The following is a 15,346-nucleotide window of genomic DNA, read 5'->3' as shown; positions in this document are numbered from 1 at the left end:
ACCGGGGACGGCGCCCCGTCCCCGGTTTACGTGATCAACAAGGCGGGGATCTCTGAGTTCGGCCAGGTCAGACGAACCTCGGGGGGAACCTTGTCGAAGCAGGACTGGCGTCCGTTGCTGGCCTGCGCCGCCGTCGGCACCACGCTCGCCGTGTGGACGTCCACGGGCACCAGCACGTCCACGTCATCGGCCGCCGAGCAGAAGCGACAAGCCGCCGAACAGGAGCGACAATCCGCCACGCAGGAGCAACAGGCCGCCGCACCTGAGCAACAGACCGCCGCGCAAGGGCGCCAGACCACCGCTCCCGAGCAACAGACCGCCACGCGGGAGCGACCACCAGCCACACAGCCCCAAAAACCCACAGCGCAGGAGCGACAGTCCGCCGAGCAACGCCGACAGGCCACCGCGCAGAGCCGGCACGCCGCTCCCACGCACGGGGCCGTCGAACGTCCAAGCGGCAGGGCCGGCGCCACGGGCACGCGGTCACCCCATGGGTCGCCATCCGGGCGCCTGCGGCAGCAGGCCGTCGAACGAACGTTACGCGCGAACGGAATCCGCTGGCGTTCCAACGGCCGCTGCAGTGACCGCGAACGCACCGACTGCACCTCGTTCGAGGGCATCCGGCCCGAGGCGCTCAACGGCCTGATCGACTTCAAGCATGACAGCGGCTGCCCCGTCGTCATCTCCGGTGGCACCGAGCGCGGCCATGCGAGCGGCCCGTACAGCCACGCCGAAGGCTACAAAATCGACCTGATGCCGAGCCGCTGTACCGACCGGCACATCACCCGCCACTACCGCTACGCGGGCAAACGCAGCGACGGCGCCGAGCTCTACCGCGCGCCGACGGCCGACGTGTATGCACGGGAAGACAGCCACTGGGACATCACGTTCCGCTGAAGAACGCGGCACCACCGCAAGCCGGGTCAGGCGCGGACTTCGCGGATTACGCCGACCAGTTCGCGGGTGACGGATTTGAAGCCGGGGATGCGGGACATCGAGACCATCTTGTTGACCAGCGGAACGGTCCGTTCGATCAGCAGGTAGGTCTTGCGGCAGCCGGGTGAGCTGTCGTGCACCCAATAGAGGACGATGCCCATCGAGTAGAGCCAGAGGAGCTCCGGCAGTTCCTTGCGGAACTCGTCGTCGATCTTCAGGCTGGAACCGTCGACGACCTCGCGGTAGATCGCGACGGCGGCGGCGCGGGCCGGGCCGGACTCGGCGCTGAACGGGTTGAGCGGGCTGGTCGGCTCGGCGGCGAACTTGAAGAACTTCCCGGCGAACGCGTGGTAGGGCACCATCGTGTCGACCCTGGCCTTGAGCACGCCGAGGAGCCGCGGCGCGAAGTCGCGTTCGGCGTCCAGGACCGCGCGGCAGGCGGCGAGATGCTCGTCCTGGAGCTCGTCGTAGTACGCCTGGATCAGCTCTTCCTTGGAGCCGAAGTAGTAGTAGGCGTTGCCGACCGAGACGCCCGCCTCCTTGGCGATCGCCCGCATCGTCGTCGCTTCGTACCCGCGCTCACGAAACAGCCGGAGCGCCGTCTCCACGATCAGCGCCCGGGTCTGCTCGGACTTCACGGCCTTGGTCTCGGTCACGTACGCCACCCTAAAGCGCGGATGCGCGGACTTGCGGAGTGTCAACTCTACGTGCGTCGCCGGGCCGATCGGCACGCCGCGGCGGCCGGCCGGCCTCAGCCCGTGAGCTCGGCCGCCACGAGCTCGGCGATCTGTGCGGTGTTGAGCGCCGCGCCCTTGCGCAGGTTGTCACCGCAGAGGAAGAGGTCGAGGGCGTTCGGGTCGTCGAGGGAGCGGCGCACCCGCCCCACCCACGTCGGGTCGGTGCCGACGACGTCCGCCGGCGTCGGGAACTCGTACCGTTCCGGATCATCGGCCAGCACCACGCCCGGCGAGCCCGCCAGGACCGCCTGCGCCTCGCGCTGGTCGACCGGGTGATCGAAGACCGCGTGGACCGCCAGCGAATGGGTCGTGACCACCGGAACGCGGACGCAGGTGGCCGCGACGCGCAGCTCAGGCAGCGCCAGGATCTTGCGCGACTCGTTGCGGACCTTGAGCTCCTCCGAGCTCCAGCCGCCGTCCTGGAGGGAACCCGCCCACGGGACGACGTTCAACGCCAGCGGCGCAGGGAACGGCCCGAACTCGCCCACCGCGCTGCGCACGTCGCCCGGACGGTGGCCCAGCTCGCGATCACCGCCGACCCGTTCGAGCTGGTCGTACAGCGTGTCGATGCCCTCCTGGCCCGCACCGGACGCGGCCTGGTAGGAGGCGACGACCAGCTCGTTCAGCCCGTACCGCCGGTGCAGCGCGCCGATCGCCACGATCATCGAGAGCGTCGTGCAGTTGGGGTTGGCGATGATCCCGCGCGGGCGGTCGCGCACCGCCTCGGCGTTCACCTCGGGCACGACCAGCGGGACGTCCGGCTCCATCCGGAACGCTCCGGAGTTGTCGACGACCACCGCTCCCCGCGCCGCCGCGACCGGCGCCCATTCGGCGGAGACCGCGTCAGGCACGTCGAACATCGCGATGTCGACGCCGTCGAAGACCTCCGGCGCGAGCGCGAGCACCTCGGTCTGCTCGCCCCGGACCGAGAGCTTCCGGCCCGCCGAACGAGCCGACGCGACGAGCCTGATCTCCCCGTACACGTCCCGCCGCGTGGACAGGATGTCGAGCATCACGGTGCCCACGGCGCCCGTGGCGCCGACGACGGCGAGGGTCGGACCGCGTCGAGGTGAGTCCGTGGCGGTGGTCATGGCCGGCGTTCTCCTTCGCGTTCGTCTGTCGCGTACCCGGCACCGCCGCCCCCGGTCCCGATGTCCGGGACCGCACGGCAGGTGTCTCGCCTGGCTCAGCGGTCCCGGAGGCTCAACGCCCCCCGCGCCTCCCCAGTTCCGGAGTTCAGCAGATTCGCAGGTTCACGCCCCCGCTGTCACGCGAAGAAGGGATCCTCCGACCACGCTCCGTGATCATCGCAGTCGGCACGGGCCGCGGAAGGCCCCGCGAACGACGTCCGCGGGGCCTCCGGGGTCGATCAGCGGCCGGTGCCGCCGTAGACGACGGCCTCGACCTGGTCGGCCTCGAGGTCGAAGGCGCGGTGGGCGCTGGCGACGGCGGTGTCGATGTCGTCCTGCGCGACGATCACCGAGATGCGGATCTCCGAGGTGGAGATCATCTCGATGTTGACCCCGGCGTCGGCGATCGCGGAGAAGAAGGTGGCGGTGACGCCCGGGTGCGAGCGCATGCCCGCACCGATCAGCGAGACCTTGCCGATCCGGTCGTCGTAGCGCAGCGACTCGAAGCCGATCCGCTCCTTGACCTTGTTGAGCGTGGTCATCGCCCGCTGCCCGTCGCTCGCGGGCAGGGTGAACGAGATGTCGGTGCGCCCGGTGGACGCCGCCGACACGTTCTGCACGATCATGTCGATGTTGATCTCGGCCTCGGAGAGGACCGTGAAGATCGTGGCGGCCTCACCGACCTTGTCCGGCACCCCGACCACAGTGATCTTGGCCTCGCTCCGGTCGTGCGCGACCCCGGAGATGATCGCCTGCTCCATGTCCTGTCCTTCGATGTCGTTCGCGTCGACCACCCACGTGCCCTCCTTGGTGCTGAAGGAGGACCGCACATGGATCGGGATGTTGTAGCGGCGCGCGTACTCCACGCAGCGCAGGTGCAGGATCTTGGCCCCGCTGGCGGCCATCTCCAGCATCTCCTCGTAGGAGATGCGCGGGATCCGGCGGGCGGTCGGCACGATCCGCGGGTCGGCGGTGAAGACGCCGTCCACATCGCTGTAGATCTCGCAGACGTCCGCGCCCAGGGCCGCCGCCAGCGCCACCGCCGTGGTGTCGGAACCACCGCGGCCGAGCGTGGTGATGTCCTTGGTGTTCTGGGAGACGCCCTGGAAACCGGCCACGATGCAGATCGAGCCCTCGTCCAGCGCGGTACGGAGCCGTCCTGGCGTGACGTCGATGATCCGGGCTTTTCCATGGGAGCCGTCGGTGATCACACCGGCCTGGGAACCGGTGAACGACCGCGCTTCGTGACCGAGGTTGGCGATCGCCATGGCCACCAGCGCCATCGAGATCCGCTCCCCGGCCGTCAGCAGCATGTCCAGCTCGCGCGCCGGGGGCAGCGGGCTGACCTGCTCGGCCAGATCGATCAGCTCATCCGTTGTGTCACCCATCGCGGAGACCACGACGACGACGTCGTTTCCCGCCTTCTTCGTCGCGACGATGCGCTGGGCGACCCGCTTGACGCCCTCGGCGTCAGCGACGGAGGAGCCACCGTACTTCTGCACGACAAGAGCCACGAGGCGGTGCTCCTCGGATCGGGGTCAGGCGTATAGGCGAAGAGTCTACCGAGGCCACACAGGTGCATCACGAGCGGGTAAACCCGAAATAGCCGTGAACGTCCCATTCTCTGAGACGAACGATCAGTCCCGGGCCGTGTCCACGTACACCTCGAACCGCTGATCCAGATCGAACCCCAGCCCGGTGACGTCCTGGAACACGCTCCAGAGGAAGTCCTCGTCCGGCCCCCACGACGGCAACTCGACCCGGGTCTCCACGGGGAGCGGCTCCCCGGACTCCTGAACGACCTCGCCATCCTGGTAGACCACGTTCCTGATCAGCGCGCCGTCATCGTAGAGCCACAGCCCGTACGTGGACGAGACGCTGGAGAACAACAGCGACAGCGCGCGGGTGCCCTTGAGCGCCGCCAGTGAGCCCTGGTCGAGCAGGCGGTCCACGTCGATGGGCACCACCTGTTCGGGATCCCAGAGATGGCACCAGCCACCGCCCTCGCCAAGGTAGAGGCGCCCACCCGGAGAGAACGACGACGCAGGGGCACCCGAGACCCGTTCCCCGGTCGCCCGCCAGTTCCCCGCACCGGGAAGACCGCCCACGATCTCGCCCACCGAACGACCACGCACGAACAACGCCGATGTGTTCCATCCCATGGCCGGCGATGCTGGATCCTCCCGCACCGTCCGTCAACCCAAAGACCCACGCCAGTCCACAGCCCCTAGGACCCGCGCAGCCCGCGCCAGCCCACGGCCCGTTGATCCCACAGCGCGCCGAACTGCGGCGCCCTGATCCCGCACCGCGCTGGCCCCGCACCGCGCTGGCCTCACGGCATCCTGGCCCCACGGCGCTCCTGATCACGGCTCGCGGGTCTCGCGGCGTGTTGGTGGCGCGAGGTGGGTGGGTCGGTGGGTGATTGCGGGCAGGGTTTCGGTCACCCTGCCCGCGGCACGCGGGTCACTGGACGGCGGCGGCCTCTTCGGCGACGTCGAGGCGGGCTCCGGCGATCACGGCGTGGAGCGCGCGGAGGGCGGCTCCGGCGTGGTTGCCCCAGTGGTTGAAGTAGGAGTACTGCCACCACCAGAGCGCTTCGAGCGGGCGGTCCTGCTGGTAGTGCCGCAGGCCGTGCACGAGGTCGCTGGCCACGTCGACGAGGTCGTCGGAGAGCCGGTAGGAGGTGGGCTCGGTGTCCTTGTACGGGTCGAAGACCTCGACGTACTCGTCCACGGCCATGAGCCGTTCGGACAGGCCCTGCCGGACCGTGTCGAGGTCGGGGTCCTCGCCGACCTCGGGCTCCCAGTTGCCCGGGAGGATCACGTCCGCGCTGGCGCCCAGCTGCGCACCGGCCAGGATGACCTGTGACACCTCAAGGAGCAGCATCGGCACGGTGTGCGCGCCGGCCTCGCCCCGCGCGACCGCCTCCAGTCCGCTCAGATAGTTCTCCACGTGGCATGCCACGCGCTCGGCGAGTGCGTTCCAGTCCTGCGGGCTGTTGGTGTCAGACATCGAGCAGCCTCCGTCCTTCGAATGCGCGGCCCAACGTCACCTCGTCGGCATATTCGAGATCGCCACCCACCGGCAGGCCGCTGGCGAGGCGGGTGACGGTCAGGCCCATGGGTTTCACTAGCCGGGCGAGATAGGTCGCGGTGGCCTCGCCCTCCAGGTTGGGATCGGTGGCGAGGATGAGCTCGGTGACCGTGCCGTCCGCGAGTCGCTGCATCAGCTCACGGATGCGCAGATCCTCGGGGCCGACGCCCTCGATGGGGCTGATCGCCCCGCCGAGCACGTGGTAGCGACCGCGGAACTCCCGGGTCTTCTCGATCGCGACGACGTCCTTGGACTCCTCGACCACGCAGATCACCTGCGGATCGCGGCGCGCGTCACGGCAGATCCGGCATTCCTCTTCTTCGGCGACGTTCCCGCAGGTCTTGCAGAAACGGACCTTGTCCTTGACCTCTTTGAGCGCCTTGGTCAGCCGTTCAACGTCGGCGGGATCGGCGGCCAGCAGGTGGAAGGCGATCCGCTGCGCGCTCTTGGGGCCGACGCCTGGCAGTCTTCCCAGCTCGTCGATGAGGTTCTGGACCACCCCTTCGTACAACGGACCTTTCCTTCCAAGCTCTGTCGGTCAACCGGACGACGCGTTCGTTCAGAATCCGGGCAGGCCACCGGGGCCACCGGGCAGGCCGCCACCGCCGGGCAGGCCCGGGATGCCGCCACCGCCGAGGCCTTCGGCGAGCGGTCCCATCTTCTCCTGCTGCAACTCCTGAGCGGCGCGGCCCGCGTCGCGGATCGCGGCCAAGACCAGGTCGGCGACCGTCTCGGCGGTGTCCGCCGGGTCGTCGGCGTCGATGGTCTTCGGGTCGATCGTGATCCCCGTGACCTCGCCCTGGCCGTTGACCGTCGCCTTGACGAGGCCGCCGCCCGCGGTGCCCTCCACCTCGGTCTCCGCGAGCTCCTGCTGCGCGGCGAAGAGCTGCTCCTGCATCTTCTGCGCCTGCTGCAGCAACTCCTGGATGTTCAGCTGACCACCGGGTTCCACGGTTTCTCCGTTCCTTCCGGCCCGGGAGGGGCCTTCTTCTCGGCGACCCGTCGACCACGGACGTCTGTCGTCTCCCCGAGACTACGGGTTTCGCGCGTCGTGCGGTACGTACCGGCGCCGGTGTCTGAGCTGACGTCGGCATTGTTCGGTTACCAATGCCTTCCCGCCGCAAACGTGCGATCTGTATGCGTTGGTTCCGGCCGCGGGCGTTATGAGCGCAACACCACACCCGCGGATACCGGCAGCGGACACCGGTGGCGGCGGCGGACACCCGGCGGTGGTGCTCAGGTGTTGTCGATCTCCCGGATGATCTGGCCGCCCAGCTCACGCTGGATCAGGGCCATACCGCTGGCCTCGGCCTCGGTCCCGTCGGCGTCGGCGTCGCCCTCGGGATCCACCTCGTCGCTCTCGTCGACGGGCGGTTCGGGAGGGGGCGGAGGCTCGTCTCTGGACGGCCCCGGTCGCGGTACGGAACGGGACGTGGCCGGAGGCGGGGACGGTGGGGATGGCGGAGCCGGCTCGGCGGGCGGCGCGGACGGCTGCGGTCCCGATCCGGTACGAGGCGGAGCGGGCGTCGCGGCGTTCGAGAACCCGGTCTGGGGAGGGGGGCCGCCCTGTCCGGGTGAGCTGGACGGACGTCCCGCCTGCCCTCCGCCCGGACGTCCTCCAGCGGGCGCGGCGCCGCCGAGCACGGTGTCGATGCGCCAGTCGACGCCCATACGTTCCCTAAGGACGTCGCGGAGCACCGCGTCGCGGCCTCCGTTCGCGAAGTTCGTCCGCGCACCCTCGGCCTCGAACGACAGCGTGAGCAGGTTGCCGTCGAGCGAGAGCGGCCGCACGCCGTTCATGATCACCATCCAGGCGACCCGGCTCTTCTGCTTGACGGCCTCGACGATGTCCGGCCACAACCGCTGGACTGCGGCGATGTCCATCCCGCCGCTCGTCGCCGGAGCGGCCACCGCCGCCCCAGCGCCCACCGGCGCCGCTGCAGCGCTCATCGGCGCCGCCGCAGAAGCAGCCGAGCCCGCAGCAGCCTCAGCCGGAGACCCGGCGGAGTGTGCACGGGCAGCGGGAGCGGGAGCGGAGGAAGTGGGCGGACCCGCAGAGTTATCCACAGAATCTCGTTCCACTTCTGCTGCCCCGCCTCGGCGGTCGACACTAGAAGTGGGGTCGCCCCCCTGGCCGGGAGCGGGAGCGGACGCCTGCGCCGACGGGGTCGGCGGGGTTGGTCGAGCGGCCGCGAAGCCCCCCGGGGCCGCCTGGAAGCCACCCTGCGATGCCTGGCGCTCCAGACGATCCAGGCGCGCGAACATTGAGGCCTCGTCCTCGTACGCCGACGGCAGCAGGATGCGTGCGCATACGAGCTCCAGCAGCAACCTCGGCGAGGTCGCGCCGCGCATCTCGGTCAGGCCCGTGTGCAGGAGGTCGGCCGCGCGGGTCAGCTCGCCCGGCCCCATCGAGGCGGCCTGGCGCCGCATGTGCTCCAGTTCGTCCGCCGGAACGTTCAGCAGCCCGGAGCCGCCCGCCTCCGGCACGTTCGAAAGGATCACCAGGTCGCGAACGCGTTCGAGCAGGTCGGCGGTGAACCGGCGCGGGTCCTGGCCGCTCTCGATCACGCGGTCGATGGCGGCGAACACCTTGCCGCCGTCGCGGGCGGCGAACGCGGCCACCACCTCGTCGAGCAGCGAGGAATCGGTGTAGCCGAGCAGCGACACCGCCCTGGTGTAGGTGATGCCCGCCTCGTCCGAACCCGCGAGCAGCTGGTCCAGGATCGACAGCGTGTCGCGGGCCGAGCCGGCGCCCGCCCGGACCGCCAGCGGCAGCGCGTTCGCCTCGTACGGAACGCCCTCCGCCTTCAGGATCTCCTCGACGAGCTCCTGGAGCACGCTCGGCGGGATCAGCCGGAACGGGTAGTGGTGCGTCCGGGACCTGATCGTCCCGATGACCTTCTCCGGCTCGGTGGTCGCGAAGACGAACTTCAGGTGCGGCGGCGGCTCTTCGACGAGCTTGAGCAGCGCGTTGAAGCCCTCGCGGGTGACCATGTGCGCCTCGTCGATGATGTACACCTTGAAGCGCGCCGAGACCGGGGCGAAGAAGGCCCGTTCGCGCAGGTCACGGGCATCGTCCACGCCACCGTGCGAGGCCGCGTCGATCTCGATGACGTCGATGTGCCCGCTGCCCGTGGGCCCGAGCGCGACGCACGAGTCGCACTTGCCGCAGGGGTCCGGCGTGGGGCCCTGCTCGCAGTTGAGTGAACGGGCCAAAATCCGCGCACTGGAGGTTTTGCCACACCCGCGCGGCCCGCTGAAGAGATAAGCGTGGTTGATCCGGCCGTTGCGCAGCGCCTGCTGCAGCGGCTCGGCGACGTGCTCCTGCCCTTTGAGCTCGGCGAACGTCGCTGGCCGGTACTTGCGGTACAGAGCCAGACTCACGAGGTCCGCCCTCCCTCGAGAAGCAGAGCGTCAGAAGCGAAGGGACCCCCCGCACACCCATCAGAGCCTGCTTATCCTTGCTGCCTTCCGGCCCTGGGGAGGTTCACAGGATGACGCCATGCGAGGGGTCTGCTCAGAGTCTATGGCATCCGCGCCCCCCGATTTGCACGCTTGCCGCGTAGGCTCCCGCCCCATGTCCGATCAACCCGCCGCAACCGCGCAGGAGACGCTCCTCCACATCGCCGAACGACGCCATTGGGAGGCGGCACGGGCGGCGGGAGTGTCGTACGCCATGTCAACCCTCGGCCGGACGCTCGCCGAGGAGGGCTTCATCCACTGCTCCTCCGACCTCTCCCAGGCCGAAGGCGTTCTCGGGCGCTTCTACACCGCCGTCGACCGTGCGGACCTGCTCCTTCTCACGATCGACGTCTCGCGCCTGGACGCCGAGGTCCGCTACGAGCCGGCCGACGGGCAGATCTTCCCCCACGTCTACGGCCCGATCCCGCTCACGGCCGTTATTGATGTCCGACCAGTGCCCGAGACCCGGTAGTCTCTACGGCGGAGGATTCGCCTAGTGGCCTAGGGCGCACGCTTGGAAAGCGTGTTGGGGGCAACCCCTCACGAGTTCGAATCTCGTATCCTCCGCGTCTCTGAGCAGGCAAAACGCGATGAGGGCGGCATCCACGGGTGCTGCCCTCATCGCGTTTTTTCGTTCGCGGCGACTTACTGGCGGGTCTCGTCGGCGCTTATGGAGCTGTGGTGGCTGTGGCTCTTTGGTCGGCGGCTATCAGGGCGTCCAGGAGGCCGGGGAGGGCTTGGTCGATCTCGGCACGCCTCAGCGTGTTCATGCGGGCGGTGCCGACGTAGTACTGGTCGATCAGGCCCGCCTCGCGGAGCACGCGGAAGTGGTGCGTGGCCGTGGACTTGCTCACGGGCAGGTCGAACGAGCCGCATCTGAGGTCCACGGAGGTCTCGTACAGCCGCGTCACGATGCTCCGGCGCACCGGGTCGACGAGGGCCTCCAGGGCTCGCTGGAGCGTGATCGTCCGCACATCGTCCATGGCCCCATGGTACGACGATGGTCAAAGTACGATGGGCATCAAAGTTTGACAGCCATCGTACTTTCGAGATCGAATGGGTCGCCCACGACGACGGAAGGGAAGGCGCGCGATGGCCAGGACGGTGTTGTTCCACGAGCTCGGCGGGCCCGAGGTGTTGCGGGTCGAGGACGTGGAGGTCGGCGAGCCGGGACCCGGCGAGGTTCGGGTCCGCGTGGACGCGATCGGCTTGAACAGGGCTGAGGCGCTGTTCCGGAGCGGCCACTACATCGAGACGGTCAGGCGCTTTCCCGCCCGGTTGGGCACCGAGGCCGCCGGCGAGATCGAGGCGGTCGGCGAGGGCGTCACCGGGTTGGAGCCCGGACAGCAGGTGAGCGTCATTCCCACGTTCTCGCAGAACGACTACGGGGTGTACGGCGAGCGGGCGATCGTGCCGGCGGCGGCGGTCGTGCACCGTCCTGAGGGGGTCGACGCGATCGAGGGCGCGGCGGTGTGGATGCCCTACCTGACCGCCTACGGCGCGCTGGTCGAGGTCGGCGGGATGCGTGCCGGGGACGCGGTCGTACTGAACGCGGCGTCCAGCAGCGTCGGGCTGGCCGCCATCCACATCGCCAACCGCGTCGGCGCGACGCCCATCGCCCTCACGCGGACCGCCGCCAAGAAGGACGCCCTGCTCAAGGAGGGAGCGGCCGAGGTGATCATGACCAGTGAGGAGAGCGTGGTCGAACGCGTCCCGGTGCTGACCGGAGGCCGGGGAGCCGAGTTCGTCTTCGACGCGGTCGCCGGACCCGGCGTCCTGGACCTGGCCAAGATCGTGGCCCCTGGCGGCACGCTGGTTGAGTACGGGGCGCTGAGCGGTGAGGTCACGCCATATCCGGGGTTCGAGCTCGGCATGCCCGCGTTGAACATGCGCACCTACACGGTTTACGAGACGACGACCGATCCGGTCAGGCTGCGGCGTGCGGTGGCGTTCGTGGCCTCCGGGATGAGGACGGGCGCCTTCCGGCCGGTGGTGGACCGTACGTTCGACCTCGGCGACGTCGTCGAAGCCCACCGGCACCTGGAGTCCAACACGCAGGTCGGCAAGATCGTCATCGCGACCGCCTGACCTCAGCGGGTTCGCTGGAGGATCCAATAGCCAGTGTCCTCTGCTTTGAGGGTGTAGGTGGCGGAAGGGTGCAGGTCCTTCGCGTACCCCAGCAAGGTGTCGGCCGTCAGGCCCCGTTCGTAATACACGATGTAGTCGGGCACCAGTCCTGCGGTGTTGCCGAACCAGAAGACCCGGCATCGCCTGGTGAGCTGCGCGATCGGGCGAACGTTGACCTCGACCGAAGCGCCGTCCGGGATGACGGCGAGGGCGCGGGCACCGGCTTCGCTCGCGGGGGTCGGCTTGTACGTGGCGCCGTCGAACACCGACGCGAGGGGCCGCGTGGTCGTGAGGGCCAGTGCCGCGGCGAGGACGGCGGCCGGGAGGTGGTAGGCGTACACGCGCTGCCAGGGCCGGCCGGAGAAGCGCGCCCCTTGGAGCGCGTCCACGAACGCCAGGAAGACGATGGGCATCAGGATCGCGTCGTAGTGCCAGGCCATGCTCCAGTGGTTCTCGTCCTGCGACGCGAACCGCCACGCCAGCGTGGGCGCGATGGCGATCAGGAGCGGTGAACGGAGTGCGAGCAGGCCCGTCGTCGGGATCAGGAGCCACAGGAGCGTCCGCAGTTTGTCGCCCGCGCCGTTCAGGAGGGCGCTGCCGGGCGCGGTCTCCTCGGGATCGAGCTTGGCCCAGTAGTCATAGCCACCGCCGTCGTTGAACGCCGGAATGACCACACCCACGGTCACGAAGAACGCCAGAAGCCCGGTGAGAGCGACGGCGAAGGCGATCTGGGCCGTGGCCTGGTGCGTACGCCACGTACGGATCGCGACGACCAGGCCGATGGCCGCGACGGTCAGGCCGAGATCCTCCTTGACCAGCAGCAGCGGCAGGGCCCAGAGCAGTGCGGAACGGTAGCGCTGGGCCAGGACGGCTTCGAGGGACACCGCGATCAGCGGTACGGCGAAGCAGATCTCGTGGAAGTCGAAGTCAGCCGCACCTTGCAGGCCCCACGACAGCCCGTACGCCCCGCCGATCGCCGCGCCGCGGGCCCGCCCCAGCAGGCGCGCGGCGGCGCGCGTGACCGGCACCACGGAGATCGCGAAGAGCGCGCTCTGCGCCACGAGCAAGGTCACCGGAGTCGGGAAGAGCCGGTAGAACGGGGCGAGCAGCAGCAACACGGGGCTGAAGTGATCGCCAAGGATCACGAAGCCCGGCCCCTTGAGGTCGGAGACCGGCGCCTGCAGCCGCGCGTACGACCGCACGACCTGCTCGAAGATCCCCAGGTCCCACGACCGGCTCTCCGCCTGCAGGTAGCGCGAGACCGACACGATCATGTACGCGGCGAAGAAGGCGGCGGCTAGCAGATAGGGATCAAGGCGCGCCGCGTTCCTCAGCCTCACCTTGCCGAACACATCGCGCCCGGACGCACCCGTCGCGCGCGTCACGTCGACCACACCGGTCGTTTCAGACATCTCAGACACCTCAGCCACGTCGACCACATCAGTCGCGCCGGTCGCGCCGGTCGCGCCGGTCGCACCGGTCGCACCGGTCCTGTCAGTCGCGCTGGTCGCGTCAGTCGCGCCGGTCCTGTCAGTCGTGCCGGTTGCGTCAGTCGTGCCGGTCGCGTCAGTCGTGCCGGTCCTGTCAGTCGTGCCGGTTGCGTCAGTCGTGCCGGTCGCGCTGGTCGCACCGGTCGCGCTGGTCGCGTCAGTCGCACCGACCACGCGGGTCGCCTGGACCACGCCAGCCACGCCGGCCACGTTGGTTGTGTCGGTTGCGTCGGTTGCGTCCGGGGGGCTTTCCTTTGGAGCCTTGCCGGTGCGGTCGCCGACGGTGGAACGGTGGGTCATCGGCGGCCCACCGAGTCACCTGGCCGCAGGCTCCGCGAACCCGCCTTGGAGCCGCCGGCCTTAGAGCCGCCCGCCTTCGGGGTCACCGGCTTGCTCGGGGTTGCCGGCTTGCTCGGGGTCGCCGAGGATGACGGGTTTCCAGGAGGCAGGACGGTCCCGGAAGGCGTGCGGGTCGGGGTAGGCGAGACCGATCCGCTGGGTGACGGCGATGGTGACGATGGTGATGGCCCGGTCGCCGGGGACAGCCGGGAGGCCGGAGAGTCAGGGACGGCCGGCTGAGGGCGTTCGCCGCCCGCCACGAGCGTCCCCGCGACGGCGACCGTCCCGGCGCACACGACCACGGCGGTCGCGGCGGCCAGATGCAGACGCCTGCGGCGCCTTCCGAGCGTCTCGATCCGCCCGCGTTCCACCGGCCGCGCCGCCTGCGCACCCGCCCCGGCGGCCGTCCGAAGCCGCCGCCGCAGCCGCTCGTCCAGCTCCGCGGACCGTTCGTGATCAGACATCGTGCTCCTGCGGCTCAAGGGAGTCGTCGAGGAGCGGAGCCAGTGCCCGGCGGCCCCGCGACAGGTGCGTCTTCACCGTTCCGGTGGACATCCCGGCCTCCGCCGCGATCCGTTCGACAGGCAGGTCACAGACGTAGAACAGGACCACCGCGAGCCGCTGCCGCGCCGGCAGGCTGCGCAGGGCCTGGGCCACGGCGACGGCGTCGGGACCAGGGCCGGGCGCGGCGTCCGCGGTCGTGCCGGCGCGCAACCATGCTTCGGCGCTGCGCGTTCGACGGCGCCAGCGACTGATCGCCAACCGGGTGGCCGTCAGGCGTACCCACGCCTCCGGCGAGCCCTCCCGGTCGAGCTTGCGCCGGGAGCCCCAGGCGCGGACGAAGGCCTCCTGGACGACGTCCTCGGCCTCCCGCAGGTCACCGGTGACCAGGAACAGCTGTCCGATCAGGCGCCTGACCGCATGCGCGTAGAACTCCTCGAACTCCTCTACGGTCAAACGCCTGCTCCCCGGACGGTGGACATCGCAAGACATACGCTCCGGAGCCGCGACCGGTTGACAGCACGGACGGAAAGTTCACGTTATTGCAGAACACCGACGGTTTTGTCCGTTGTTGCCGCAGCAGATCATGGGCGTTAGCCACCGCGTTCCGGGGGAAGGCCGCCTCTACGAGATCTTCGGCGGCGGGACCGGCCGAAAGGAGACGTCGGCATGGACTTCGATGACGAGGCGAAACTCGACAGCTCCCAGGTGGAGGACGCGCGGGGCGGCATGTCCAGGGGCGGCCTCGCGGTCGGCGGCGGCGCCGTCGGCCTCCTCGTCCTGGTGGTCGGGTTGTTCTTCGGCATCGACCTCACCGGCGGCGGCGCCCCGGCTCAGCGGCCCGCCCAGCAGGCGGGCTCCGGCGTCGACCTCTCCGCGAAATGCCGTACGGGAGCGGACGCCGACCAATCCGACGACTGCCGCATCGTCGGGACCGTCAACAGCATCCAGACCTATTGGAGCCGAACGCTGAGGGGTTACACACCGGCCAAGACGCAGCTCTTCAGCCAGGCCACCCAGACCGGTTGCGGATACGCCACTTCGGACGTGGGGCCGTTCTACTGCCCGAACGACAGAAAGGTCTATCTGGACCTCACGTTCTTCAAGCAGCTGCAGGAGCAGTTCGGCGCCGAGGGCGGTCCGTTCGCCCAGGCCTATGTCGTGGGCCACGAGTACGGTCACCACGTTCAAAACCTGCAGGGCACCCTCAGCAGGTCGCGCTCTAGCGCCAAGGGTGCCCAGAGCGGTTCCGTACGAGTCGAACTCCAGGCCGACTGCTACGCCGGGGCCTGGGCCAAGAACGCGGTCTCCACGGGCTTTCTGGAGCAGCTCACCGACACCGACATCCGGCAGGCCCTAAGCGCCGCCGAGGCGGTCGGAGACGACAGCATCCAGCGCCGTACCCAGGGCTATGTCGAGCCCGACGGGTTCACCCATGGAACGTCCGAGCAGCGGCGCCGATGGTTCACGACGGGCTACGAGAGCGGCGACCCGCGCCAGTGCGACACCTTCTCGGGTGGCATCTGACCCC

At 69.6% G+C, this 15,346-nt stretch carries 16 protein-coding genes, 1 tRNA gene and 1 other RNA gene; 5 read left to right on the top strand and 13 right to left on the bottom strand.

Annotation, left to right across the window (positions count from 1 at the left end):
- Window positions 1-30: 30 nt before the first annotated feature.
- Entirely contained in the window at window positions 31-897 is an 867-nt protein-coding gene (locus tag ABD333_RS31440) for a hypothetical protein (RefSeq protein ID WP_344546158.1), read from the top strand.
- A gap of 26 nt (window positions 898-923) precedes the next feature.
- On the opposite strand, the gene ABD333_RS31435 is transcribed toward ABD333_RS31440, so the two are convergent.
- The 9 genes from ABD333_RS31435 to ffs form a co-directional block, all read right to left on the bottom strand.
- Window positions 924-1,592, bottom strand: coding sequence for a TetR/AcrR family transcriptional regulator (locus ABD333_RS31435; RefSeq protein WP_344546157.1), 669 nt, complete (start codon window positions 1,590-1,592; stop codon window positions 924-926).
- A 95-nt stretch (window positions 1,593-1,687) separates the two neighbouring features.
- On the bottom strand, window positions 1,688-2,764 hold the full coding sequence (locus ABD333_RS31430) for an aspartate-semialdehyde dehydrogenase (protein ID WP_344546156.1): 1,077 nt from the start codon (window positions 2,762-2,764) through the stop codon (window positions 1,688-1,690).
- A 278-nt stretch (window positions 2,765-3,042) separates the two neighbouring features.
- Window positions 3,043-4,317, bottom strand: coding sequence for an aspartate kinase (locus ABD333_RS31425; RefSeq protein WP_344546155.1), 1,275 nt, complete (start codon window positions 4,315-4,317; stop codon window positions 3,043-3,045).
- Between the two features lie 123 nt (window positions 4,318-4,440).
- Complete coding sequence (locus ABD333_RS31420) at window positions 4,441-4,965, bottom strand: hypothetical protein (protein ID WP_344546154.1); 525 nt, start codon at window positions 4,963-4,965, stop codon at window positions 4,441-4,443.
- A 301-nt stretch (window positions 4,966-5,266) separates the two neighbouring features.
- A complete protein-coding gene (locus ABD333_RS31415) occupies window positions 5,267-5,815 on the bottom strand; it encodes a DUF5063 domain-containing protein (protein ID WP_344546153.1) in 549 nt (182 codons plus the stop codon).
- Window positions 5,808-6,407: a recombination mediator RecR gene (recR, locus tag ABD333_RS31410; RefSeq protein ID WP_151569274.1), complete on the bottom strand. Its 600-nt coding sequence runs from the start codon at window positions 6,405-6,407 to the stop codon at window positions 5,808-5,810. The genes ABD333_RS31415 and recR overlap by 8 nt, the downstream gene beginning before the upstream one ends.
- A 48-nt stretch (window positions 6,408-6,455) precedes the next feature.
- Window positions 6,456-6,848: a YbaB/EbfC family nucleoid-associated protein gene (locus ABD333_RS31405; RefSeq protein ID WP_344546152.1), complete on the bottom strand. Its 393-nt coding sequence runs from the start codon at window positions 6,846-6,848 to the stop codon at window positions 6,456-6,458.
- Window positions 6,849-7,132: 284 nt separating this feature from the next.
- Complete coding sequence (locus tag ABD333_RS31400; RefSeq protein ID WP_344546151.1) at window positions 7,133-9,280, bottom strand: DNA polymerase III subunit gamma and tau; 2,148 nt, start codon at window positions 9,278-9,280, stop codon at window positions 7,133-7,135.
- A 37-nt stretch (window positions 9,281-9,317) separates the two neighbouring features.
- Window positions 9,318-9,413: signal recognition particle sRNA small type (gene ffs, locus ABD333_RS31395), an RNA gene on the bottom strand.
- A 60-nt stretch (window positions 9,414-9,473) separates the two neighbouring features.
- On the opposite strand from ffs, the gene ABD333_RS31390 reads away from it, so the two are divergent.
- Window positions 9,474-9,830, top strand: coding sequence for a DUF952 domain-containing protein (locus ABD333_RS31390; RefSeq protein ID WP_344546150.1), 357 nt, complete (start codon window positions 9,474-9,476; stop codon window positions 9,828-9,830).
- A 10-nt stretch (window positions 9,831-9,840) separates the two neighbouring features.
- Window positions 9,841-9,925: transfer RNA gene (locus ABD333_RS31385), tRNA-Ser, on the top strand.
- Between the two features lie 101 nt (window positions 9,926-10,026).
- On the opposite strand, the gene ABD333_RS31380 is transcribed toward ABD333_RS31385, so the two are convergent.
- Complete coding sequence (locus ABD333_RS31380; RefSeq protein WP_344546149.1) at window positions 10,027-10,341, bottom strand: ArsR/SmtB family transcription factor; 315 nt, start codon at window positions 10,339-10,341, stop codon at window positions 10,027-10,029.
- A gap of 109 nt (window positions 10,342-10,450) precedes the next feature.
- On the opposite strand from ABD333_RS31380, the gene ABD333_RS31375 reads away from it, so the two are divergent.
- Window positions 10,451-11,446 (top strand): zinc-dependent alcohol dehydrogenase family protein, encoded by a 996-nt coding sequence (locus ABD333_RS31375; RefSeq protein WP_344546148.1) that lies wholly within the window; start codon window positions 10,451-10,453, stop codon window positions 11,444-11,446.
- Between the two features lie 2 nt (window positions 11,447-11,448).
- Here ABD333_RS31375 and ABD333_RS31370 read toward each other — a convergent pair whose 3' ends face one another.
- From ABD333_RS31370 to ABD333_RS31360, 3 genes are all read right to left on the bottom strand, one after another.
- Entirely contained in the window at window positions 11,449-12,897 is a 1,449-nt protein-coding gene (locus tag ABD333_RS31370; RefSeq protein WP_344546147.1) for a DUF2079 domain-containing protein, read from the bottom strand.
- A 374-nt stretch (window positions 12,898-13,271) separates the two neighbouring features.
- Window positions 13,272-13,778, bottom strand: coding sequence for a hypothetical protein (locus ABD333_RS31365; RefSeq protein ID WP_344546146.1), 507 nt, complete (start codon window positions 13,776-13,778; stop codon window positions 13,272-13,274).
- The gene (locus tag ABD333_RS31360) at window positions 13,771-14,271 is read right to left on the bottom strand and encodes a SigE family RNA polymerase sigma factor (RefSeq protein WP_344546145.1); all 501 of its coding nucleotides are present in this window, start codon (window positions 14,269-14,271) and stop codon (window positions 13,771-13,773) included. The genes ABD333_RS31365 and ABD333_RS31360 overlap by 8 nt, the downstream gene beginning before the upstream one ends.
- A 213-nt stretch (window positions 14,272-14,484) precedes the next feature.
- Between ABD333_RS31360 and ypfJ the strand changes: the two genes are divergently transcribed.
- Window positions 14,485-15,342, top strand: a complete 858-nt coding sequence (ypfJ, locus tag ABD333_RS31355) for a KPN_02809 family neutral zinc metallopeptidase (RefSeq protein ID WP_344546144.1) — start codon at window positions 14,485-14,487, stop codon at window positions 15,340-15,342.
- The last annotated feature ends 4 nt before the right edge of the window (window positions 15,343-15,346 follow it).

Source organism: Actinomadura fulvescens (genome assembly GCF_039533225.1).
GTDB lineage: Bacteria > Actinomycetota > Actinomycetes > Streptosporangiales > Streptosporangiaceae > Spirillospora > Spirillospora fulvescens.
This window is presented reverse-complemented; position numbering and strand designations above follow the sequence as displayed.

Bases quoted from the DNA above. Each gene is read 5' to 3' on its own strand.
- ABD333_RS31380 (WP_344546149.1), bottom strand. From the start codon at position 10,341: ATGGACGATGTGCGGACGATCACGCTCCAGCGAGCCCTGGAGGCCCTC.
- ABD333_RS31430 (WP_344546156.1), bottom strand. From the start codon at position 2,764: ATGACCACCGCCACGGACTCACCTCGACGCGGTCCGACCCTCGCCGTC.
- ypfJ (WP_344546144.1), top strand. From the start codon at position 14,485: ATGGACTTCGATGACGAGGCGAAACTCGACAGCTCCCAGGTGGAGGAC.
- ABD333_RS31370 (WP_344546147.1), bottom strand. From the start codon at position 12,897: ATGTCTGAAACGACCGGTGTGGTCGACGTGACGCGCGCGACGGGTGCG.
- ABD333_RS31365 (WP_344546146.1), bottom strand. From the start codon at position 13,778: ATGTCTGATCACGAACGGTCCGCGGAGCTGGACGAGCGGCTGCGGCGG.
- ABD333_RS31415 (WP_344546153.1), bottom strand. From the start codon at position 5,815: ATGTCTGACACCAACAGCCCGCAGGACTGGAACGCACTCGCCGAGCGC.
- ABD333_RS31420 (WP_344546154.1), bottom strand. From the start codon at position 4,965: ATGGGATGGAACACATCGGCGTTGTTCGTGCGTGGTCGTTCGGTGGGC.
- ABD333_RS31375 (WP_344546148.1), top strand. From the start codon at position 10,451: ATGGCCAGGACGGTGTTGTTCCACGAGCTCGGCGGGCCCGAGGTGTTG.
- ABD333_RS31390 (WP_344546150.1), top strand. From the start codon at position 9,474: ATGTCCGATCAACCCGCCGCAACCGCGCAGGAGACGCTCCTCCACATC.